Below are 22,155 nucleotides of genomic sequence, written 5' to 3' on the forward strand. Positions count from 1 at the left end.
TGAGGTCTTAAAACAATATTGTTTTAAGACCTCAAATTTAATGATTTTAATGTAATTAATTACATTTGCTTTTTTAATTCAGCAATAGATTTAGCAACAACAACTCCTGGTAATTTTATAGGTGCTGCAATTTGAGCTAAAAATGTACCTTTTACTTCTCCTTTTTTATAGGTCGTAAATCCAATTCTGTACAAACCAGTAGTAATGGCTTTTAAAGGATTTCCTATTTCACTTTTATACCTTAATAATGAATTATATCTAGATCCACTAGGTAATTTAGGCATTTCGCTACTATCATCATTTTTAGCAAGTGTGTGCCAATTTGCGTTTTTAACTTTACTTTCGGTAATAGAACCTTTTGTAAAAATATCTGAACGCTCTAAAGTAATGTAAGTATCAAAATAATCTTTAGATTTTTTATTTGCTTCAAAATCAGCAGATACAATGGCATTTTTCGGTTTGTTTTTTCCTACAGGAGAAACCATTCTGATACCTAACTCAGGAGAAACAGCAGGAATCCAAAGGTATAAATAATAGAATTTTTTTCAATCTTTAACTTCGTCTTCATTACCTGGCTTCACAAAACCTTTGTAAGAAACTACATCGGTGTATGGAAGTCTTATTTTTTTAAACCCAAGATTTTTTTGAGTTAAACCTCCGAAAGTACCAACTTTCTTTTGAGCACTAATACTTCCTACAGATACCACAGCAATAGCAAGTCCTGCAGCAATTTTTTTTAAATTTTTCATTGTTTTTTATATCTAATTTAGAGCGAATATAGATAATAAAATTAGAATAACGCACTTGTTTTAAGTTTTTTCACTTATTAATCCAGTCAGCTAAAACATTGACCCATTGTTTATTGTCGTTAATACAAGGCACTGTATGGAATTCTTCACCACCGGCTTCTAAAAACTCGTGTTTTCCTTCCATGGCAATTTCTTCTAAAGTTTCTAAACAATCAGAAACAAAAGCAGGTGTTACAATTGCTAGTTTTTTAATACCATCTTTTTCGGCTTTTTTTACAATAGTTCTATCAGTATAAGGTTGTAGCCAAGGATCAACTCCTAAACGAGATTGAAAAGAAGTAGAAACCATATTTTCATCTAAATTTAATGCTGATATTACATTTTTTGTAGTTTGAAAACATTGATGACGGTAACAAAATTCATGCGCTTTTGATGGCGTATTACAACAGCTTCCGTCTATTTTACAATGGCTTTTTGTAATGTCAGATTTGCGAATATGACGCTCAGGAACTCCATGGTAAGAAAATAATATATGGTCGTATTCTTTATCGGCTAAATACTCTTTAATACTGTTCGATAAAGCGCTGATGTATTCCGGTTTTTTATAAAAAGCAGGAACATCGGTAATTTTCATCTCTGGGAAAAACTCCTTTCTAACTTCTTCAGCTAAGACCACAATAGTTTCAGTTGTTGCCATCGCAAATTGAGGATATAAAGGAATTAATAATACTTCGGTAACACCTTTATCATGTAATTCTTGCAATCCTTTTTTAATGGTCATTGTACCGTATCGCATTGCTAAAGCAACAGGATATTCAGTTTTTTCTTGCACCTTTTTTTGTAATCTTTCTGATAAAACAATTAAAGGAGAACCGTCTTTCCACCAAATTTTTTTATAAGCCGCTGCTGATTGTTTCGGGCGTGTGTTTAAAATAATTCCTTTTACTAAAAATGAACGAAACCAATACGGAACATCAATTACGCGTTCGTCCATTAAAAACTCTCCTAAATATTTTTTTACATCCTTTGGATCTGTGCTTTCAGGTGATCCTAAGTTGACTAATAAAGCTCCTTTCATTTTTTTGTTTTTTTGTCAATCTAAGTAAAGCAAGTTTGTTTAAAAGAACCTGATTTACCGTGTTTTTAATGTTATTTTATCTTATTTAATTGATTTGTTGTTTCATATAAAGCAATGCTTAAACTGTGTATTACGTTCATTGATGAGTTTCTACCAAACATAGGAATTGCAACAGTTGCATCAACATTATTAATGTTTTCAATGCCATTTCTTTCACTTCCTAAAAGTAGTACTATTTTTTCTTCGGATGTAAAATCGAAATTTTGAAGCGCTACACTTTTATCGGCAACTTCAATACCTATAATGGTATTTCCTTCGGCTTTTAATTGCTTAATAACTTGGTTGAAATCATCATAAATTTCATGTTCAATTTGCGCAATAGTATTTCTAGCGGTGCGTTTTACGTTTCTATTTTGAATAGAAGGCGAACTTTGGTGTAAAAATATTTTTTGAACCCCAAAACTCTCGGCAATACGAAAACACATACCGATGTTTTCAGGAGTTCGTATGGCATCGCAAACAATGGTTATTGGAAATGTTTGTTGCTTGTTTTCTATGTCGTAATGCGTAAGTTGTTTCATCTTTTTTACTTTTGATTGGCTTGTAAAGAAATTACATATTGTTTTGGAGTAGTGCCAAATTTCTTTTTAAAAGCGGCTATAAAATGGCTAGAAGTACTGTAACCAAGTTGTAAACCAACTTCGTTTACGTTAAATTGATTGCTTTCTAAAAGTTTGCGCGCGTGTTCCATTTTGTAATCAAAAAGAAAACTGTAAACCGTGTCGCCATATATTTGTTTAAAGCCTTCTTTTAATTTTTTTAAATTTAAACCCACTTCGGTAGCAAGTTCTTGTAGGGTAGGCGGTTCACTCATTTTAGCAATAATAATATCTTTTGCATGTCTTATTTTTTGAATTTCTCGATCATCTACTAAAAAAGGACAGTATTCATTTTCGGTATTTTCGCCAGTATCAAAATGAAGGCTTAATAATTCGTATGTTTTCCCTTTTATGTAAAGATCTTTCATCGAACTATGGTTTTTTGCCGTTAAAATTTGCTGTAAAACCATTAAGGCATTTGGGCTAATTTGAGTATCGTCATAATATTTTTTATGCTTATTATCATCGCTTAAAAAAGGAATATAACTGGCTTCTTTTGAAAATAAAGCATGAAATTTTTCAATAGAAATTAAAAGAGACACCAAAGATGTTTTCGGTAAAATCTCTAAGTTTATAGGAAGGTTTTGCTGTGGGTTATATAAAAAGATAACATGCTTGTCTAACACGTTAAATGTATAGCTGGTATTGTTAAAATGAAACTTGCAATTCCCTTTAACACAATAATGTAACTGTATATAGGAGTTGTCAATGTCTCTTTTGTAAAATTCAGTTTCGTTGGTGTTATTTTGAAATTTTAAAACAAAAAAACCTTTTTCTAGGATGATTTCTCTAAACGTACTTTCTGCGATGTTTTTTGACATAGTCTAAAATATAATTAAAAATAATCTATTTAGAATGACTCTAAATTGAATTAGCTTCCATAGCTGATTTCACTGCAAAAATACACTTTATAAGTGTTTTAGAGATGTTTTTATACTAAAAAACAGCAAGCGACATTAAAAGTTCTTTGAGCGACATTTTTTTTTATTTAATCTTTATATTTTTGTCACTCCTTACTGAAGAAGACTGAATGGCAACAGATAAACATAACAAGAATTTATACAACATAGGTGTTAGCTATAAAAAAGCTGATGCAACTATTCGAGGTAAATTTAGTATTTCGAAAGAAAACCAAGTAGCACTTTTAGAAGATGCAAAACAAAGCGGGATTGATGGCATTTTTGTGTTATCAACCTGTAACAGAACCGAAATTACAGGTTTTGCAGCGCATCCTTTTCAGTTAATAAGCCTATTGTGTAAATATTCTAACGGAGCAATTGAAGAATTTGCGGAAGTATCAAACGTTTATAAGAATAACGAAGCAATTCGCCACCTCTTTAGAATGGGGACAGGTTTAGATAGCCAAATACTAGGCGATTATGAAATTGTTGGGCAGCTACGTCAGGCTTTTAAATTAGCAAAAGAAATAGGAACGGTAAATGCGTATTTTGAGCGTTTATTAAACCACGTAATGCAGGCTAGTAAGCGTGTAAAAAACGAAACAAAACTAAGTTCAGGGACTACATCGGTTTCTTATGCAGCAGTTCAGTATCTTATTAAAAATTTACCGAGTTATAACGCTAAAAACATGTTGGTTTTTGGCTTGGGTAAAATGGGAAAACATACTTGTAAAAATTTAGCAGAATATACACAAAATAAATCAGTACGTTTAGTTAATAGAACCGAAGAAAAAGCCATTGAATTTGTAAAAGAGCATCCAGCTATTCAAAATGCGAAATTCGAAAACTTAAACAAAGAAATCGCAAATACCGATGTGCTAATCGTATCAACAGGTGCGGCTCAGGCAACCATTAAAAGAGAACATGTTTTAACAAAAAACCCGCTTTTAATTTTAGATTTATCAATGCCTGCAAACGTATCGAAAGAAGTTGCCGATTTACCAAATGTTACGCTAATAAACGTTGATGAATTATCAAAAATAACAGATGAAACATTGGCTATTCGTCAGCAAGAAGTGCCTGCAGCAGAAAAAATTATAGAAATCTATAAAAATGAGTTCAAAGAGTGGTTAAATCATCGTAAATTTACACCCGCAATTACGGCGTTAAAAGAATCGTTAAAAACTATTCAACAAGATGAAATCGCTTTTCATAAGAAAAAAATAAAAGATTTTGACGAATCGCAAGCAGAAGTAATTACATCAAGATTTATTCAAAAAATAACCACACAATTTGTGAAACACTTAAAAACCGAAGAAACTTCTGTCAGTAATAGTATAGAAGTAATGGCAAAAGTGTTTGGGGCAAATTTAGAAACTATCCATGCAGAAGACAATTAAAATAGGTACACGAGATAGCCAATTGGCTATGTGGCAAGCAAACAAAGTTCGTAAAGAATTAGAAGAATTAGGGTACGAATGTGAAATAATTCCAATAAAATCAACAGGAGATCTTGATTTAGATACACCGTTACACGAATTAGGAATTACAGGTGTTTTTACTAAAAATTTAGACCTTGCTATGTTAGCTGGTGATATTGATATTGCCGTGCATTCATTAAAAGATGTTCCAACGGTTTTACCTGAAGGAATTATTCAAGGAGCTGTTTTAAAACGTGCAAATTACAACGATATTTTACTATTAAAAGATAACGAAGAGTTTTTTGGGCAACCAAATGCTGTTATTGCAACGGGTAGTTTACGTAGAAGAGCACAATGGTTAAACCGTTATCCTACGCACGAAGTAGTTGGTTTAAGAGGAAATGTAAACACACGTTTACAAAAATTAGAAGATAACGAATGGGACGGCGCTATTTTTGCTGCCGCAGGATTAGAAAGATTAGGAAAGCGACCAGAAGGAGCAATTAACTTATCGTGGATGATTCCTGCACCAGCACAAGGAGCAATTATGATTACTGTTTCAAGTAATGATGATTTTTCTAAAGATGCTTGTGAGCAACTAAACCATTACGAAACACAACTTTGTGTAGGTATTGAGCGTGAGTTTTTAAACTTATTAGAGGGCGGTTGTACTGCGCCAATAGGTGCAATTGCTTATGTTGACCCTAAAACGGAAGAAATAAACTTTAGAGGTTTATTATTAAGTGAAGATGGTAAAAAGAAAATATCAGTAACTAAAAATGCTAAAGTTGGGCGTCATCGTTTTTTAGCGAAAGATTGTGCTGATTATATTATCAATAAAGGAGGTAAAGAATTAATGATAAAAAATGTAGAAGAAGAAAAAGACTTCGCTATTTATTCTACTAAAAAATTATCTGAAATTCAAAAAGAATTAGTTGATTCATCAATTGATGTTCAAGATAGTGATTTTATTAAAATTCGTTTTAATAGAATTGCTCCTAAAGTGGTTAAAGATGAAATTGAAAATGTAATTATCACCAGTCAAAATGGGGTAGAAGCAATTGCAAATTCATTTACTTCGGATGAATTAAATTTCAAAAATATTTATTGTGTTGGGCGTAGAACCAAAAAATTAATTGAGCAAAGAATCGGAAAAGTAGTAAAATCTGAAAGAAATGCTTCAAAATTAGCTGCTTATTTAGCAACTGAAATAAAAGGACAATCTGCTACTTATTTTTGTAGTGATTTACGTTTAGATACGTTACCAAATACGTTAAAAGAAAACGGAATTACGGTAAACGAAGTAGAGGCGTATAAAACGACGCTTAGTTCATCTAAAGTTGACGATGCTGTAAACGGTGTGTTATTTTATAGCCCATCAACCGTTGAAAGTTATATGAAAGAAAATACGGCAGATAAAATAGCCTTCTGTATTGGTGAAAGTACTGCAAAAGAAGCTCGTAAATATTTCGAAAATGTACAAGTTGCTAAATTACCAACCGTAGAAAGTGTTGTTGAATTGGTAAATGCACATTTTATAAAAGAATAAAAAAGTAAAATTAAGTGCAGTTAAGGTTTTTTAGAAATGTTTACTGCGCTTAATTTTATCAAAATATATTGTTATGTTTCGTACAAGAAGACTTAGAAAAACCGAAGGAATTAGAAGATTAGTTAGAGAAACAAAAGTATCTGTTGATGATTTTGTATATCCTTTATTTATTGAAGAAGGTGAAAATATTGAAACAGAAATAAGTTCTATGCCTGGTATCAAACGTTTTTCTTTGGATAGAATTTCTAAAGAATTGGATGAGGTTGTTGAATTAAATATTCCTGCTGTTTTATTATTCGGAATTCCTGCTAAAAAGGATGACCAAGGAACTGAAACATGGAATGATAACGGAATCATGCAACAAGCAATCCGTTTTATCAAAAAGAATTATCCTGATTTATATGTAATTACTGATGTTTGTTTTTGCGAATATACATCGCACGGTCATTGTGGCGTTATTCATAATAATGATGTTGATAATGATGCAACTTTAGTAAATATAGCAAAACAAACTGTTTCGCACGCAAAAGCAGGAGCAGATATGGTTGCGCCTTCAGGAATGATGGATGGAACAATTGCCATGATGAGAGAATCTCTTGATAATACTGGCTTTGCGAACTTACCAATTATGGGGTATTCTGTAAAATATGCATCAGCATTTTACGGACCTTTTAGAGAAGCGGTAGATTCTGCACCTTCTTTTGGTGATAGAAGAACCTATCAAATGGATGCTGCGAATAGAGATGAAGGAATGCGTGAAGCAACTTTTGATGATCAAGAAGGAGCAGATATTTTAATGGTAAAACCAGCGTTATCTTATTTAGATATCATTAGAGATTTAAAAAATAATTTTGACCGACCAATTGCTTGTTATAATGTAAGTGGAGAATATTCAATGGTAAAAGCAGCAGCAGAAAAAGGTTGGATTGATGGTGAAAAAGTGATGATGGAAAGCTTACTGTCAATGAAAAGAGCAGGAGCCGATATTATTATTACTTATTTTGCTAAAGAAGCGGCAAAAGTTTTGAATAGAAAATAAAACGAAATACGAATTGTCATATCTAGTAAATTTTTAAAGAAATAATAAATTTGTATCAAAGAGGTTAATTTTAAGCCTTTTCGATACATTTTTATTTCATATAAAATCCTAGAAAATATGATTCTAAAAAAACTATAAAAATGGAATTCAAAAAATCACAAAAACTATATAAAAAAGGATTGGTAAACCTTGTTGGAGCTGTAAATTCGCCAGTAAGAGCGTTTTCATCAGTAGGAGGGAATCCATTGTTTATCAAAAAAGCAAAAGGAAGTCAAATTACCGATGTTGATAATAATACGTATGTAGATTTAGTATTGTCTTACGGACCAATGATTTTAGGGCATCGTCATGAAAAAGTAGAGAAAGCTATTAAAAAAGCCTTGAAAAATGGGTATTCTTTTGGTGCATCTACAGAAAATGAAATTAAATTAGCTAAAATAGTTTGTGATGCTTTTCCAGGGATGGATAAAGTTCGTTTTGTAAATTCAGGAACAGAAGCTGTTTTAAGTGGAATCCGTTTGGCAAGAGCTTTTACAGGAAAAGATAAAATTATAAAATTTTCGGGTTGTTATCATGGGCATCAAGATGCTTTATTGGTTGCAGCAGGTTCTGGTTTGGCTACTTTAAGTTTACCAGGAAGTAAAGGAGTGCCAGAAGGTGCAGTAAAAAATACATTGATTGCTACTTATAACGATTTAGAAAGTGTAAAAGCACATTTTGAAGAACATGACGATATTGCAGGGGTTATTTTAGAGCCTATTGCAGGTAACATGGGAGTTGTATTGCCTTCGGATAACTTTTTGACAGACTTAAAAACCTATTTAGAATCAAAAGGAGCTTTGTTAATTGTTGATGAGGTTATGACAGGTTTTCGTTCTAAATTTGGTGGTGCACAAGAATTGTTAGGGGTAGAAGCTGATATTACGTGTTTAGGAAAAGTAATCGGTGGAGGTTTCCCTGTGGGAGCTTACGGAGCGCGTAACGAAATTATGCAAGAAGTGTCGCCTTTAGGAGGAATGTATCAAGCAGGAACACTAAGTGGAAATCCAATTGCGATGGCTGGTGGAATTGCAACTTTAACCGAATTAAAAAGACAAAACCCGTACGATAAATTTAATGAAACTGCGCAAGCGATTGAAACGTTTTTATTAAATTCGGCACAAAAATACGGCGTAGAAATAACAGTTAACAGATTTGGTTCGATGGTAAACCCATTTTTCACCAATGTTACGGTAACTAATTTTGAACAGGCACAAACATCAGATACCAATAAATTTGCAACCTTCTTTTGGGCAATGATCAAAAACGGTGTATTTTTACCACCATCACAGTTTGAATCTTGGTTTTTATCTTCAGCTTTAACAAAAAAAGATATGAAAAAGGTTTCAAAAGCGATTGATAAAGCAATGGAAGCTGTTTCTAAAATATAAATAACAAAATAGCTGTCTGTTCATTTTTAAATTTTAAACGAATTAAAAATGAACAGTTAGTAAAAAAGTATAAAATGATAAAAAACGATTTATTTTTAAGAGCATTAAAAGGAGAAACTGTAGATCGTCCACCAGTTTGGATGATGCGTCAAGCTGGGCGTTATTTACCAGAATTTCAAGAAATAAAAAAGAAATACGACTTTTTTACCCGTTGTAGAACTCCTGAATTAGCTTCAGAAATTACCGTACAACCTATCCGTAGGTATGGAATGGATGCTGCTATTTTATTTTCAGATATTTTAGTGATTCCACAGGCGATGAATATTGAGGTGCAAATGAAACCTGATTTTGGTCCTTATTTACCAAGCCCGATTAGAGATCAAAAAGGATTAGATACCGTTGTTGTTCCTGATGTAAATATCGAACTAGACTACGTAATGCAGGCTATTAAAGTAACCAAAGAAAAGTTGAACGACCAGGTTCCTTTAATTGGTTTTGCAGGGTCGCCATGGACAATTTTATGTTATGTTGTACAAGGGCAAGGATCAAAGAATTTTGACAAAGCAAAAGAATTTTGTTTTACAAAACCAGTTTTGGCACACCAATTGCTTAGTAAGATAACAGAGACTACGATTGCTTATTTAAAAGCAAAAGTAAAAGCAGGTGTAGATGCTGTTCAAATTTTTGACTCATGGGGTGGAATGTTATCACCAACTGATTATCATGAATTTTCATGGCAATATATCAACGAAATAATTGAAGCATTAAAAGACGATGCACCAGTTATTGCTTTTGGGAAAGGATGTTGGTTTGCTTTAGATAAAATGGCAAACTCAAATGCTTCAGCATTAGGAGTTGACTGGACATGTTCACCTAGAAACGCACGTTATTTAACAGGAGGAAATATTACATTACAAGGTAATTTTGATCCTTCTAGATTGTTGTCGCCACCAGCTGAAATTAAAAAAATGGTACACCAAATGATAAATGAGTTTGGTAAAGACAAATATATTGTTAACTTAGGGCACGGAATTTTACCTAATATTCCGCTTGAAAATGCAAAAGCATTTATCGATGCGGTAAAAGAGTATAAGGTTTAAAAATGTAACCCCCTTTTAAATTATTAAAAATGAATAAAATAGTACTTATATTAACTTTATTACTAGCAACGCAAGGTTTTTCTCAAAAGAGAATTTATTACAAAGATATTGTTGATCAGTGTATTTCTACGGGAAGTAATGATGTTGCAATGTTAGACGATGTGGTGTATAATTGTATTAAAGATAAATATATTTCTAATTATAATTTTACATCAATTAAAGGAGAAACCATAAGTACTGAAGCTATTGATATTCCTATTGTTTTATTAGCTGCTGCTACATGGTGTGCACCTTGTTGGGGAGAAATTCCTGCATTGAATAAAATGGTAGAAAAGTATGACGGTAAAGTAAAATTTATCATGCTTTTTTCAGATTTAGAAAAAGGTGTTGCTAGAATGGCAGAAAAACTTGACAAAAGAATATTCTTAGTTCCTTCTACTGAAAAATTAGAAAATAGATCTTCTTTAAATGTAGCTGGTTTTATTCATAAGTTAGATTATCCGTCGGCATATTTAATTACCGATAAAAAACGAATTTTAGACTTTAAAAGAGGTGCTTTATCGCCAACCAAAAAGATGGGATGGGATGAAGTTAATAAAATTAACGAACAAGAATTAGATAATTTTATTAAAGCGGTAATTAAATAAATGCTGATTTGACTTTAATAACACATTGAAAATATAGTGAAAATACTTCAAAACCTCTTTCTTTTATCGGAAAGAGGTTTTTTAATTTAGTTAAAATAATAAAAATGATAAAAAATATACTACAAGCAATAAAAGCTTATTTCGGGGCTTTTCAATTAATATCGAAACTAAAATTATGGAACTATTTTATAATTCCGATATTAATAAGTGTTTTTACTGCTATTATAATTGCAAGTTCAGCCTACGCTTTGTCGGATGATGTAGGGCATTATATCGCTAATTTTTGGAAATGGGATTTTGGAAAACAAACCTTTGAAGTAATCAGTACTTTTTTAAGCGGATTATCAATTTTACTTATCGGATTAATACTTTACAAACATATTGTTATGGCATTATCGGCACCGTTTATGAGCCCTGTATCAGAAAAAATTGAAGCGTATTTAACTGGCGGAAATCACAGCCATCGAAAAACATCTTTTCAAGAGCAGTTAATAAGAGGAATTCGAATAAATACTCGAAATTTACTGCGTGAATTACTTGTAACGATTCCTGTTTTATTGCTAAGTTTAATACCTGTAATAGGATTGTTTTCAACCGCATTATTATTTTTGATACAAGCCTATTATGCAGGTTTTGGTAATATGGATTACACCTTAGAACGTCATTTTAAATACAAAGAAAGTGTTGAGTTTGTAAAAGAAAATAAAGGAACAGCGGTAGGAAACGGGTTGGTATTTATCTTATTTTTATTAGTGCCGTTTATAGGCGTATTATTAGTTTTACCGCTATCGGTAACTGCTGCAACAACAGAAACTATTAAAAAAATTCAATTAAAAAAAGTATCAGAATAGGTATTTTTGCAGGAGGATTTACCAAATAGATAAGAATTAAGAGAAGAAAGAATTAAAACATGAAAGATCAGTTTTACGCATATATACAAGAATTACAAGACAGCATAACCTCAAAACTAGAACAGGTTGATGGAAGTGCAAAGTTTCAAGAAGACAACTGGAAACGTGCCGAAGGTGGCGGAGGAAGAACTCGTGTTATTGAAAATGGCGCTATTTTTGAAAAAGGAGGTGTTAATATTTCAAAAGTTTTTGGCGAGTTACCAGAAGCATTACGCAAACAATTTGGCGTTGAAAATGGTGATTTTTTTGCCTGTGGATTAAGCTTAGTTTTACATCCGAAGAACCCATTAGTGCCAACAGTACACGCAAATTGGCGTTATTTTGAAATGTATGATGAAAAAGGAAATATCGTTACGCAATGGTTTGGTGGAGGTCAAGATTTAACACCGTATTATTTATTTGAACAAGATGCAACGCATTTTCATAGCGTTTGTAAAACAGCCTGTGATAAACATCATCCTGGTTTTTATCCGAAGTTTAAGCAAACCTGCGACACTTATTTTTGGAATACTCACCGAGAAGAAGCTCGTGGAATTGGTGGTTTATTTTTTGATTATTTAAAAGAAACTCCTGAGTTTTCAATTGCTGATAGGTATAATTTTGTAACCCAGATAGGAAATAGTTTCTTAGAATCATATGTGCCAATTGTTGAAAAAAGAAAAGATATCATCTATAATAAACAGCAGAAAGACTGGCAAGAAGTACGAAGAGGACGCTATGTAGAATTTAATTTAGTACACGATAGAGGAACTTTATTTGGGCTAAAAACAAACGGACGTATTGAAAGTATTTTAATGAGTTTACCGCCGGTTGTTCAGTGGAAATATAACCATCACCCAGAACAAGGAAGCGAAGAAGCTAAATTATTAGCAGTTTTAGCGACTCCTAAAAATTGGGTATAAGGCAACTATTATTTTAAATAGAAATACATTATTTTGTGAAAAGCTCAGTTAAACGTCATTTTTGGTTAGTTTTATTCAACCTAAATTGTTTTATAGCGTTATAATTGTGAATTATTTAATGACTTAGGGGTCTTGCTGTTTTTTAAATGACGAAAATCATAAAAAAATGCTCGATTTTTAGTAACTTTGCACACCTTAAAAAAAACTTATACTATGGCTAGATACGAATTGAAATTACCTAAAATGGGCGAAAGTGTTGCAGAAGCAACTATTACATCTTGGGTTAAAGAAATTGGAGATACTATTGATATTGACGATACGGTTGTTGAAGTAGCTACAGATAAAGTAGATAGCGAAGTGCCTAGTGAGGTTGAAGGAACTTTGGTTGAAATTTTATTTGACAAAGACACTGTTATTCAAGTAGGGCAAACAATTGCGATTATTGAAACAGCAGGAGATGATAGTGAGCAAGCACCTAAAACGGATGCTGTAAAAGCCGCTGTTGTAGCTGTTGAAAAAACAATTGAAGAAGCTTCGGTAATTAAAAATGAAGTATCGGGTGTCATTAATACATCGTCAAGCGATCGTTTTTACTCGCCATTAGTTAAAAACATTGCAAAAGAAGAAGGAATTTCTTTTGAAGAATTAGAAACTGTTAAAGGAACAGGAAAAGAAGGACGCGTTACAAAAGCGGATATCTTATTATATATAAAAAATCGTAAAAATAAACCAGAAATTACTACTGCACCTGTTTCCCCTGCCGTTGTTAAGGTTGAAAAACCAAAAGCCGCAGTGAAATCAGCACCAATTACTTTGTCGGGTCAAGATGAAATTATTGACATGACTCGCATGGGTAAATTAGTAGCAAAACACATGGTTGATTCGGTAAAAACATCGGCACATGTACAGTCGTTTATTGAAATAGATGTAACAAATATTGTTACTTGGAGAAATAAAGTTAAAAACGCATATCAAAAAAGAGAGGGTGAGAAATTAACATTTACGCCAATTTTTATGCAAGCGGTAGCGCAAACAATTAAGAAACATCCGATGATAAATATTGCTGTTGATGGCGATAAAATTATCAAAAGAGGAAATATTAACTTAGGGATGGCAGCAGCCTTGCCTGACGGAAATTTAATTGTGCCAGTTATTAAAAATGCCGACCAATTAAGTTTAGTAGGTATTACCAAACAGGTAAACGATTTGGCGGTTAGAGCTCGTGGAAACAAGTTAAAACCAGACGATATTCAGGGCGGAACTTACACGGTTACAAACGTAGGTAGTTTTGGAAGTATTACCGGAACACCAATTATTAATCAGCCGCAGGTAGCAATTTTAGCCTTAGGAGCGATTGTTAAAAAACCTGCAGTTATTGAAACTCCAGAAGGCGATTTTATTGGAATTCGTCAAAAAATGATTGTATGTCATTCGTACGATCACCGAGTTGTAAACGGAGCTTTAGGAGGAATGTTTATTAAAACGCTAAAAGAAATTTTAGAATCTTGGGATGTAAATCAAGATTTTTAGAAATAACTTATCAACCTAGATATTAATGTAGAGACGCGATTTATCGCGTCTTTATTTGTTTAAGAGCCTGTTTAAATTTTAAAGAAAGTGTTCTTTAAAAGAGATAAACGTCATGCTGAATTTATTTCAGCATCACATCAACAGGAAAGCTACGGCAAATCAGGATGCGAACCTGAAATAAATTCAGGTTGACGGATGCAGTTTCTTATTTTTCTGTTATAATTTTTTTAGATGAAATTTAAACTATTTATTTTTTTGATAAATAGCGAACAGAGCCGATTTTAAATCAGGATATTTAAACGCATATTTTTTAGCTGTTTTTTTAGCAGAAACTCGGCTTCCTTTTAATAAAATACACGCCATTTCGCCTAAAATAAATCGCAATATAAAAGCAGGAGCATTTAAAAATAACATCGGTTTTTTAATGGTTTTACCAAGTGTTTTTGTAAAACTTTTATTGGTTTGATGTTCGGGAGCTACGGCGTTATAAATACCTGTAAACTCATTTTTTTGTGTCGCTTTTACATATAAATTAGATAAATCATCTATATGAATCCATGGCATATATTGGGTACCACTTCCTAAAGATGCTAAAAATAAAGGGGTATTTATTTTTGATAAAGCGCCACCAAATTTACTAAGTACTACGCCGGTTCTTAAAATAGTTACAGGAATGTTTAATGTTTTAAATTGATTTGCCGATTTTTCCCATTCAACACAAACTTTTGATATAAAATCGTTTTGAGGAACATCAGTTTCTGTAAAAATTTGCCCTGAAGTAACAGCGCCATAATACCCAATTCCTGAAGCTGAAATAAAACCTTTTAGCGGAATATTTAATTCTTTAATGTTATCAAAAAGTAAATTAGCAGAGGCTACTCGGCTGTTCATTATTATTTCTTTTCGTTCGGGTGTCCAGCGTTTATCGGCAATTCCTGCGCCTGCCAAATGAATAATATGTGTAACGTTTTCAAAAGCTTTTTTATCGATATGTTTTTTTGAAATATCCCATTTAAATTCATTTTTTTTCTTCGGATTTCGGCTAAGTATTGCCACATCAATATTAAGTTCTTTAAAAACCTGTTGCAGTTGTTTGCCTACCAAACCTGTGCCTCCTGTAATTAATACTTTTGTCATACTGTTCTTTGTTTTTTAGTTTTATGAAACTTAAATAACGAATATAATCAACTTTTTTAAATTCTAAATACTAGCAGAAATTTCTAGCCCCGATTGAAGCAATTGTTTGAGCTCCTTTTTATTTTTTTAAAAGAAAAAATAAAAAGAGCGAGTGCGGAAAGCGGGAAATAGCTCCAAAAAAACCTCTTCATAATATAGATGAAGAGGTTTAGGTTTTGAATGAAAAAGGAGGTAATTACGCTTTTATTTAGTCGCAATAATCCATTTGTTAATTTTATTTTCAAGTAGCGCCAACGGAATACAACCCGTTTCTAAAACTTGATTATGAAACTCACGAATATCAAATTTAGCGCCTAATTCTTGCTTTGCTTTAGCTCTTAATTCTCTGATTTTTAACTGCCCAATTTTATACGATAACGCTTGCCCCGGGTTTGCCATATAGCGCTCAATTTCTGAAATAATACTCGCTTCGCCTTCGGCTTCGTTATCTAATGAATATTGAATTGCTTTTTCACGACTCCAGCCTTTGGTGTGCATTCCGGTATCGACAACCAAGCGAATTGCTCGGTGCATTTCCATGCCCAACATCCCAAAATATTGATAAGGATCGGTATATAAACCAAGCTCTTTTCCTAGGTTTTCGGTGTATAAAGCCCAGCCTTCACCGTAGGCGCTGTACCATAAGGTTTTTCTAAATTCGGGCAAATCTTGGTTTTCTTGGGTCAATGAAATTTGATAATGATGCCCAGGAATTGCCTCGTGTAAAAATAAAGCTTCGTCTGAAAATACGTTGTATTTTGTAGCGTCAGGAATGGGTGTGTAAAAAACGCCAGGACGTGTTCCGTCTAAAGATCCTGCGTTATATTCGGCACTTGCTGATGCTTCTCTGAATTTTTCGGTTTGTTTTACAACAAATGGTGTTTTAGGTTTGTTACCAAATAATTTTTTTAATTGCGGTTTCATTTTGGCATGAATGGCATTAAAATTATCGATAATTTGTTTTGGCGTTGTGTAGGGCATTAATTTTTTATTGCTACGAACGTCATCAAAAAATTCTTTTAAACTTCCTTTAAAACCGACTTGTTCTTTTACTTTTTCCATTTCAGATAAAATACGGGCAACTTCGCTTAAACCTAATTGATGAATTTGATCGGCGGTCATTTGTGTGGTCGTATAATTTTTTATGGCGTGGGAATAATAGGATTTTCCGTTAGGAACGGCATCAATTCCACTTGTTTTTCTACCTGCTTTTAAATAATCGGTTTGTAAAAAAGTGTGCATTAATTTGAAGGAAGGAATTAATTTAGCCTCCAACATATTTGTGTACGATTTGGTTAGTATTTTTTTATCAGCATCCGAAAAATCCGAAGGAAAATTGCTTATAGGCGTATAAAATAAATGCTCGGTTGTTGTTGCTTGGGCTAATGTTTTAAACTGCGGAATTACTTTTTTAATTAAAGATGCTGGCAATACATAACCCTCTTTAATTCCTTGTTGCATGTTTTTAATGGCGGTTTCTAGCCAGTTGTAATAACCGTCTAATCTGCCTAACCAATTTTGATAATCTTTAACGGTTTTAAAAGGCTGTGCACCGCTACCACTACCAAAAGTCCCCATGGTTAAGTTAATAGTCCACATTTGGTTTATGGGCATTAAGGCATCGTTTTTAAAGCTGTTTTGCGCTAGTGCCATATTGCAATCCCAAGCTAAAACAGCCTTACTCATTTGCTCACTTTCAGATAAATCAGCATCTTTAAAATGAGTTAATTTTGTTTTAAATTTGCTGTAAAAAGCCGTGTTCTTTTGTTGATAAGCTTCCGATAAGGTATTTGGAAATTGGTCATTAAAACGATTATCGCCTGCATTTGTAGCATTAATTGGGTTTAATTTTAATTTTCCTTCGTTATATTGGTTTAATAATGTGTTAAACGCGGTGTTTTTTACATTTGCTGTTTTTTGCTGATTTACTGCTTGCGTATTTGCTTGTTTTTCTTCTTTACAAGAAGTTAGCAATGTAGCGGCGGCTACTACGGATAAAAATATTTTTTTCATAAGTATTGGTTATTTAAGCTGTTTTTTTAGGATTGTTTTTAGTCGTTTTATTTTCATATAATTCGGCACCCCAAAGTTGAATGTCTTTTTCGTGTAAATTAGCATGATGAAATAACTGATTAAATTCTTTTTTAATTTCTTTGATAGCGCCAGAATCTTTGGTTCGAACACTTGTTTCGTAGTTGTTTTTTAAACCACTAACAGTAAAATTTAACGAACCTACATAGGCTATTTTATCATCAATTATATAAATTTTACTATGGATAAAAGAATCGCTTAATTTTGATTTATAAGGCGACATATACACTTTAAAAGGGAACAATTGTGAGTAGCGATACGTGTTTTTTGGCGCAATTTTTTTGCTAAAAGATCTGTAAACAAAACAAAGTATTATTACGGGAATAAAACCAATTGAAATTAGGGGGTTTTCGGTTTCATAAAAGGCAAAGAGCATGGTCATTAGTACCCCAATAATACTGAATATTATTATTTGAGAAATTGCCTGCCATCTTTTAGCTGAAAGGCCTTTTTTCTTTTTGTTTTGAACAATTAATTTACGGATATTTTTATCGGAATCATTTTTAAAGTCTTCAATATTATCGGAAGTAATTAATTCAATATTTAGTTTTTTAGCTTTTAATTTGATGAGCTCCTTTACTAAAGAAGCAGATAAATAAGGGGAAACAATTTTTATAGATTTTTTGGCATTTTGAATATCACTAATTAAGTGTTTTCCTGCGGCTTTACCTATATAAATATCACATTTGGCATTGTTAATAAACATTTTGAATTCGTTGTTGTAATTAGTAATTATTTTAAATAAGTAACAGCGGTTAGCGTTATATTATTTAAAATTAAAAAGGGGATTTAATAGCTAGTAAATTTAAGAATTATCCAATTCTTGTGCCGTTTTTAATGTTTTTATCCGCAGAAATAAGCGTTACTTCTTTGTTGTCGCCAATAGCACCTAGCACTAAACATTGGCTCATAATATTGGCTATTTGTTTTTCAGGAAAGTTGGTAACCGCTACAATTTGATTTCCTATTAATTCTTCTGGCGTATATAATTTGGTTATTTGTGCCGATGTTTTTTTGATGCCAAATTCACCGAAATCAATGTGCATTTTATAAGCGGGATTTTTTACTTCTTTAAATATTTCAGCAGAAAGAATAGTGCCAATACGCATTTCTACTTTGGTAAAATCATCCCAAGTTAATGATGTGTTTTTTTGCATTTATTTTTATGTTTTTTTAGTGGTTTTGTGTTTCTATACAGGTACTTTTCTATTGGATAAAAAGAATTGTTTTTATAGAAAGCGTAGTTTTTTTATCGTTGTAAGTTTAGAGCTTAATTTCCTAAATAAATTAAAACTAACAATTAATTTTATAGCGTGTTAGAAAATGGTATTTTATTGATACTTGTTTAGTAGCCCAAAATCAAAAGGTGTCCATAAACAAGATTTTAATCCCGTTTCTTTAAATCCAATATTTACCCAACTGTTACAGGTTTTAAAACAGGAATAACTTCCTTTTGATCTATAAAAATTATCTCTTGATGAATAGCCTTTATTTTCAAGAATCATTTTCATACCATTTTCATTAATTTCAAATGTATTGAGTAAATAACTGTTTAGTTTTTGTAATTCAGAGTAATTTACTTTTATTTGAATCCAATCTGAACGTTTCTGTTTATAGCGAGTTACGTGCATTAATGTTGAACTTTTTAAAAATAATGCTCTAAAAGCATTGCTAAAAGTTAAATCGCTCAAAGTTGGTGTGTTGATATAAAAATTTCCATCTCCCCAACCAAAAGATAAATATTTTTCACTTTTTTCGTGTTTTATTCCTGATAATACTAAGCTATCAACGTTTTCTATTGGAATTACAATGTCTAAATGAACTCCATTTGTATTTAAATAAATCAGTTTTTCAGCACTTTCATTATTCAAAATTCTGTCAACTGTTATTGAAGATAGAATTAAAGAAATAATTATATATGTTGTTGGAATTAATAAAAAAGATAAAATCCATTTAATTATTTTCTTTCCTAGTTTCATATAGTTTGGTTCATCTGTTTGCTAACAATTATATAAAGTAAAAACGAAATAAGAACGTAAAATTACATATAAATACAAAGCAAAATACACGGAAGGTAAAAAAGTATCATATTTAAGATAATAAAAAAAATGTTAGAAAATTTATCAGATTAATTAAATGAACAGCGTATTTAAAATGGCATTAAAATATCCCTTCTTTTTTAACAGAAACTTACCTAAATTTCTATTTCATTATTCTTTATAAAGTGCCTATCTTTAGCATCTATTAATAGTCATTTTTTGTATGAAATTATATCAAGAAAACCAATTAAAAGTATACAACTCTTTATCAAAAAGTAAAGAGCTTTTTAAAACTGTAAACGACGGACACGTAGGTATGTATGTGTGTGGTCCTACGGTTTATAGCAACGCCCATTTAGGAAATGTACGAACATTTATGTTTTTTGATGTGGTATATCGTTACCTCTTGCATTTAGGGTATAAAGTACGTTATGTGCGTAATATAACCGATGCGGGGCATTTAGAAAATGATGCCGATGAGGGCGAAGATAGAATTTCTAAAAAAGCACGTTTAGAAGAAATTGAACCTATGGAAGTAGTACAAAAGTACACCGTAGATTTTCATAATGTTCTAAATAATTACAATTTTTTACCACCAAGTATTGAGCCAACGGCAACGGGGCATATTGTAGAGCAAATTGAAATGATTAAAGAAATCATGGAAAAAGGTTTTGCTTATCAAGTAAATGGTTCGGTGTATTTTGATGTGTTAAAATATAATGAAACTGGTAATTATGGAATTCTTTCTGGACGAAAAATAGAAGATGCTATTCATAATACACGAGTTTTAGACGGGCAGTCTGATAAGAAAAATCCACAAGATTTTGCACTTTGGAAAAAAGCAGATGAACGTCATATAATGCGTTGGCCTTCGCCTTGGAGCGATGGTTTTCCTGGTTGGCATTTAGAATGTTCGGTAATGAGTACCAAATATTTAGGTGAAAAATTTGATATTCACGGTGGTGGAATGGACTTAAAATTTCCACATCACGAATGTGAAATAGCACAATCGCAAACTTGTAGCGGTGTTACGCCTGTAAATTATTGGATGCACACCAATATGTTGTTGTTAAATAGCCAGAAAATGGCAAAATCAACAGGTAATTTTATTTTACCTAACGAAATTTTAACAGGAGAAAATGACGTTTTACCAAAGGCATTTTCGGCAAGTGTGGTTCGTTTTTTTAACATGCAAGCCAATTACAGAAGTATCCTAGATTTTTCAGGGGAAGCCTTAGAAGCATCAGAAAAAGGACATTCAAAATTAATGGAAGCGGTAAACTTCTTAGAAAAAATTGAAGCAGGAAGTTCTTCTACTTTTGATGTTCAGAAATGGAAAAAAGACTGTTATAATGCCATGAATGATGATTTTAATACGCCTGTATTAATTTCTCATTTATTTGAAGCGGTAAAAACAATCAATCAAATAAAAGAAAATAAAGCTAGTTTAACCCAGGCTGATTTATCAGAATTTACAACAACTATAAACGCTTTTGTTTTTGATGTTTTAGGATTGATGAACGAAGCTGTAAAAGATAGTTCAGATAAAGTTAATGGCGTAGTTGAGTTATTAATCAAGCTACGAAAAGAAGCGCGTGAAAATAAAGATTGGGCATTATCTGATCAAATTCGTGACGAATTATTAGCTTTAGGTGTTCAGTTAAAAGACGGAAAAGACGGAACAAGTTTTTCTATTAATTAATAAATAGTTGAAAAAAATTTTAACATATCCGTTTATACTTTTGGTGCGGTTTTATCAAACAGCAATTTCACCATTTACACCAGCGAGTTGCCGATATTCGCCAACTTGTTCGGGTTACGCCATTGAAGCCTTGCGAAAACACGGCGTATTTTATGGCGGTTGGTTGGCTTTGAAAAGGATTTTTAGCTGTCATCCATGGGGCGGAAGCGGATATGACCCAGTGCCTGAAAAGCCTGTGTCAAAAAAAGAAAATAAATAATAGTCGTTTTAATGTAATGACATAAAATAAAATAATACATGAATTTTTTATCCATCGTATGGGATTTAGATCCTGAAATTATAAAAATCGGTAGCTTCGGTATTCGTTGGTACAGCTTAATGTTTGTAGCGGTTTTTATATTAGGGCTTCATTTAATGAAGAAAATTTTTATAAATGATAATATTGCTGCGGAAAAATTAGATCCATTATTTATGTATGTTTTCGTTTCGATGTTGGTCGGAATGCGTTTGGGTGATGTTTTTTTTTATAGTTGGGATTATTATCAACATCATTTATTAGAGATATTTTTACCGATGAAAGAGCAAGAAGGCGCTTCTACATTATTTGGATTGATAAAAGGATGGAAATTTACAGGTTTCACAGGTTTTGCAAGTCATGGAGCCGCAATTGGTATTCCGATTGCCTTGTATTTTTATGCTAAAAAACATTTGCAAAAATCGTGGTTGTTTATTTTAGATAGAGTAGCGGTTTTGGTTGCTTTGGCAGGTTTTTTTATCCGATTAGGAAACTTTTTTAATTCGGAAATTTACGGAAAACCAACAGGAACGAGCTTTGGCGTTATTTTTAAAAGAGCAGGCGAAACTGTGGCGTGTCATCCAACGCAATTATATGAAGCGTTTAGTTATTTAGCCTTATTTTTTGCTTTATGGCATTTTTATTGGAAAACAGATAAAAAGAAGCAAGAAGGATTTTTATTCGGATTGTTTATGGTTGTTTTATGGTCGCTACGTTTCTTTATCGAATTTTTGAAAAAAGCACAAGTAGATAGCAGAGAAGATTGGGTTTTAAACTCTTTAAACACAGGACAAGTATTGAGTATTCCACTTGTTTTAATAGGTGTTTGGCTGATGTTTAGAAAATCGAAATAAATTTAATTTATATAAAAAACCTCCAATTTAATTGGAGGTTTTTTTGTTTTTGTCAATTCGAGTTATTTTAATAACTAAAAGGAA

Annotated in this window: 21 protein-coding genes and 1 pseudogene; 12 read left to right on the forward strand and 10 right to left on the reverse strand. The window is 32.2% G+C overall.

What is annotated here, in order from left to right; translation table 11 throughout:
• Positions 1–59: 59 nt before the first annotated feature.
• From AQ1689_RS13350 to AQ1689_RS11730, 5 genes and pseudogenes are all read right to left on the reverse strand, one after another.
• A pseudogene (locus AQ1689_RS13350) lies at positions 60–533 on the reverse strand (LipL32 family surface lipoprotein); the annotation flags it as partial.
• A 12-nt stretch (positions 534–545) separates the two neighbouring features.
• Positions 546–749, reverse strand: coding sequence for a hypothetical protein (locus AQ1689_RS13355; RefSeq protein WP_232112778.1), 204 nt, complete (start codon positions 747–749; stop codon positions 546–548).
• A 70-nt stretch (positions 750–819) separates the two neighbouring features.
• Positions 820–1,827: a ferrochelatase gene (gene hemH / locus AQ1689_RS11720; RefSeq protein ID WP_101956197.1), complete on the reverse strand. Its 1,008-nt coding sequence runs from the start codon at positions 1,825–1,827 to the stop codon at positions 820–822.
• Between the two features lie 71 nt (positions 1,828–1,898).
• The gene (locus tag AQ1689_RS11725) at positions 1,899–2,408 is read right to left on the reverse strand and encodes a TrmH family RNA methyltransferase (protein WP_101915470.1); all 510 of its coding nucleotides are present in this window, start codon (positions 2,406–2,408) and stop codon (positions 1,899–1,901) included.
• A gap of 5 nt (positions 2,409–2,413) precedes the next feature.
• Positions 2,414–3,307, reverse strand: coding sequence for a helix-turn-helix transcriptional regulator (locus AQ1689_RS11730; RefSeq protein ID WP_101915471.1), 894 nt, complete (start codon positions 3,305–3,307; stop codon positions 2,414–2,416).
• 209 nt (positions 3,308–3,516) lie between these two features.
• Here AQ1689_RS11730 and hemA point away from each other — a divergent pair, with 209 nt between their 5' ends.
• The 9 genes from hemA to AQ1689_RS11775 all read left to right on the forward strand — a co-directional run bounded on the left by hemA (position 3,517) and on the right by AQ1689_RS11775 (position 13,914).
• Positions 3,517–4,785, forward strand: coding sequence for a glutamyl-tRNA reductase (hemA, locus tag AQ1689_RS11735; protein WP_101956198.1), 1,269 nt, complete (start codon positions 3,517–3,519; stop codon positions 4,783–4,785).
• Entirely contained in the window at positions 4,769–6,355 is a 1,587-nt protein-coding gene (hemC, locus tag AQ1689_RS11740; protein ID WP_101956199.1) for a hydroxymethylbilane synthase, read from the forward strand. The genes hemA and hemC overlap by 17 nt, the downstream gene beginning before the upstream one ends.
• A gap of 73 nt (positions 6,356–6,428) precedes the next feature.
• Positions 6,429–7,394, forward strand: a complete 966-nt coding sequence (gene hemB, locus AQ1689_RS11745) for a porphobilinogen synthase (protein ID WP_101915474.1) — start codon at positions 6,429–6,431, stop codon at positions 7,392–7,394.
• A 140-nt stretch (positions 7,395–7,534) separates the two neighbouring features.
• Positions 7,535–8,824 carry a glutamate-1-semialdehyde 2,1-aminomutase gene (hemL, locus tag AQ1689_RS11750; RefSeq protein WP_101956200.1) on the forward strand — a complete coding sequence of 430 codons (1,290 nt, stop codon included), beginning with the start codon at positions 7,535–7,537 and terminating at the stop codon, positions 8,822–8,824.
• Between the two features lie 74 nt (positions 8,825–8,898).
• Complete coding sequence (gene hemE, locus AQ1689_RS11755) at positions 8,899–9,924, forward strand: uroporphyrinogen decarboxylase (protein ID WP_101956201.1); 1,026 nt, start codon at positions 8,899–8,901, stop codon at positions 9,922–9,924.
• Positions 9,925–9,953: 29 nt separating this feature from the next.
• Positions 9,954–10,571 carry a TlpA family protein disulfide reductase gene (locus AQ1689_RS11760; protein WP_101915477.1) on the forward strand — a complete coding sequence of 206 codons (618 nt, stop codon included), beginning with the start codon at positions 9,954–9,956 and terminating at the stop codon, positions 10,569–10,571.
• A 104-nt stretch (positions 10,572–10,675) separates the two neighbouring features.
• Positions 10,676–11,422, forward strand: a complete 747-nt coding sequence (locus tag AQ1689_RS11765; protein WP_101956202.1) for an EI24 domain-containing protein — start codon at positions 10,676–10,678, stop codon at positions 11,420–11,422.
• A 59-nt stretch (positions 11,423–11,481) separates the two neighbouring features.
• Entirely contained in the window at positions 11,482–12,384 is a 903-nt protein-coding gene (gene hemF, locus AQ1689_RS11770; protein ID WP_101956203.1) for an oxygen-dependent coproporphyrinogen oxidase, read from the forward strand.
• A gap of 213 nt (positions 12,385–12,597) precedes the next feature.
• The gene (locus AQ1689_RS11775) at positions 12,598–13,914 is read left to right on the forward strand and encodes a dihydrolipoamide acetyltransferase family protein (protein WP_101956204.1); all 1,317 of its coding nucleotides are present in this window, start codon (positions 12,598–12,600) and stop codon (positions 13,912–13,914) included.
• A gap of 243 nt (positions 13,915–14,157) precedes the next feature.
• Here the strand turns inward: AQ1689_RS11775 and AQ1689_RS11780 are convergent, their stop codons facing one another.
• From AQ1689_RS11780 to AQ1689_RS11800, 5 genes are all read right to left on the reverse strand, one after another.
• Complete coding sequence (locus AQ1689_RS11780) at positions 14,158–15,051, reverse strand: TIGR01777 family oxidoreductase (RefSeq protein WP_101956205.1); 894 nt, start codon at positions 15,049–15,051, stop codon at positions 14,158–14,160.
• Between the two features lie 243 nt (positions 15,052–15,294).
• Entirely contained in the window at positions 15,295–17,103 is a 1,809-nt protein-coding gene (locus tag AQ1689_RS11785; RefSeq protein WP_101956206.1) for a DUF885 domain-containing protein, read from the reverse strand.
• Between the two features lie 13 nt (positions 17,104–17,116).
• Positions 17,117–17,887 carry a phospholipase D family protein gene (locus AQ1689_RS11790; protein ID WP_058884762.1) on the reverse strand — a complete coding sequence of 257 codons (771 nt, stop codon included), beginning with the start codon at positions 17,885–17,887 and terminating at the stop codon, positions 17,117–17,119.
• 106 nt (positions 17,888–17,993) lie between these two features.
• A complete protein-coding gene (locus AQ1689_RS11795) occupies positions 17,994–18,338 on the reverse strand; it encodes a tRNA-binding protein (RefSeq protein ID WP_101956207.1) in 345 nt (114 codons plus the stop codon).
• Between the two features lie 174 nt (positions 18,339–18,512).
• A complete protein-coding gene (locus AQ1689_RS11800) occupies positions 18,513–19,160 on the reverse strand; it encodes a DUF2459 domain-containing protein (RefSeq protein ID WP_101956208.1) in 648 nt (215 codons plus the stop codon).
• Positions 19,161–19,443: 283 nt separating this feature from the next.
• Between AQ1689_RS11800 and cysS the strand changes: the two genes are divergently transcribed.
• From cysS to lgt, 3 genes are read left to right on the forward strand one after another with little or no spacing between them, the layout of a single operon-like run.
• Entirely contained in the window at positions 19,444–20,922 is a 1,479-nt protein-coding gene (gene cysS, locus AQ1689_RS11805; protein WP_101956209.1) for a cysteine--tRNA ligase, read from the forward strand.
• A gap of 7 nt (positions 20,923–20,929) precedes the next feature.
• A complete protein-coding gene (yidD, locus tag AQ1689_RS11810) occupies positions 20,930–21,181 on the forward strand; it encodes a membrane protein insertion efficiency factor YidD (RefSeq protein WP_058884766.1) in 252 nt (83 codons plus the stop codon).
• Positions 21,182–21,219: 38 nt separating this feature from the next.
• Complete coding sequence (gene lgt, locus AQ1689_RS11815) at positions 21,220–22,071, forward strand: prolipoprotein diacylglyceryl transferase (RefSeq protein WP_101956210.1); 852 nt, start codon at positions 21,220–21,222, stop codon at positions 22,069–22,071.
• Positions 22,072–22,155 lie beyond the last annotated feature (84 nt).

The sequence above is a fragment of the Tenacibaculum finnmarkense genome, from assembly GCF_900239185.1.
GTDB classification, from domain to species: Bacteria; Bacteroidota; Bacteroidia; order Flavobacteriales; family Flavobacteriaceae; genus Polaribacter; species Polaribacter finnmarkensis.

What these genes read in the sequence shown, in the direction of transcription:
- AQ1689_RS13355 (WP_232112778.1), bottom strand. Translation starts at nt 749, where the DNA reads ATGAAAAATTTAAAAAAAATTGCTGCAGGACTTGCTATTGCTGTGGTA.
- hemH (WP_101956197.1), bottom strand. Translation starts at nt 1,827, where the DNA reads ATGAAAGGAGCTTTATTAGTCAACTTAGGATCACCTGAAAGCACAGAT.
- AQ1689_RS11725 (WP_101915470.1), bottom strand. Translation starts at nt 2,408, where the DNA reads ATGAAACAACTTACGCATTACGACATAGAAAACAAGCAACAAACATTT.
- AQ1689_RS11730 (WP_101915471.1), bottom strand. Translation starts at nt 3,307, where the DNA reads ATGTCAAAAAACATCGCAGAAAGTACGTTTAGAGAAATCATCCTAGAA.
- hemA (WP_101956198.1), top strand. Translation starts at nt 3,517, where the DNA reads ATGGCAACAGATAAACATAACAAGAATTTATACAACATAGGTGTTAGC.
- hemC (WP_101956199.1), top strand. Translation starts at nt 4,769, where the DNA reads ATGCAGAAGACAATTAAAATAGGTACACGAGATAGCCAATTGGCTATG.
- hemB (WP_101915474.1), top strand. Translation starts at nt 6,429, where the DNA reads ATGTTTCGTACAAGAAGACTTAGAAAAACCGAAGGAATTAGAAGATTA.
- hemL (WP_101956200.1), top strand. Translation starts at nt 7,535, where the DNA reads ATGGAATTCAAAAAATCACAAAAACTATATAAAAAAGGATTGGTAAAC.
- hemE (WP_101956201.1), top strand. Translation starts at nt 8,899, where the DNA reads ATGATAAAAAACGATTTATTTTTAAGAGCATTAAAAGGAGAAACTGTA.
- AQ1689_RS11760 (WP_101915477.1), top strand. Translation starts at nt 9,954, where the DNA reads ATGAATAAAATAGTACTTATATTAACTTTATTACTAGCAACGCAAGGT.
- AQ1689_RS11765 (WP_101956202.1), top strand. Translation starts at nt 10,676, where the DNA reads ATGATAAAAAATATACTACAAGCAATAAAAGCTTATTTCGGGGCTTTT.
- hemF (WP_101956203.1), top strand. Translation starts at nt 11,482, where the DNA reads ATGAAAGATCAGTTTTACGCATATATACAAGAATTACAAGACAGCATA.
- AQ1689_RS11775 (WP_101956204.1), top strand. Translation starts at nt 12,598, where the DNA reads ATGGCTAGATACGAATTGAAATTACCTAAAATGGGCGAAAGTGTTGCA.
- AQ1689_RS11780 (WP_101956205.1), bottom strand. Translation starts at nt 15,051, where the DNA reads ATGACAAAAGTATTAATTACAGGAGGCACAGGTTTGGTAGGCAAACAA.
- AQ1689_RS11785 (WP_101956206.1), bottom strand. Translation starts at nt 17,103, where the DNA reads ATGAAAAAAATATTTTTATCCGTAGTAGCCGCCGCTACATTGCTAACT.
- AQ1689_RS11790 (WP_058884762.1), bottom strand. Translation starts at nt 17,887, where the DNA reads ATGTTTATTAACAATGCCAAATGTGATATTTATATAGGTAAAGCCGCA.
- AQ1689_RS11795 (WP_101956207.1), bottom strand. Translation starts at nt 18,338, where the DNA reads ATGCAAAAAAACACATCATTAACTTGGGATGATTTTACCAAAGTAGAA.
- AQ1689_RS11800 (WP_101956208.1), bottom strand. Translation starts at nt 19,160, where the DNA reads ATGAAACTAGGAAAGAAAATAATTAAATGGATTTTATCTTTTTTATTA.
- cysS (WP_101956209.1), top strand. Translation starts at nt 19,444, where the DNA reads ATGAAATTATATCAAGAAAACCAATTAAAAGTATACAACTCTTTATCA.
- lgt (WP_101956210.1), top strand. Translation starts at nt 21,220, where the DNA reads ATGAATTTTTTATCCATCGTATGGGATTTAGATCCTGAAATTATAAAA.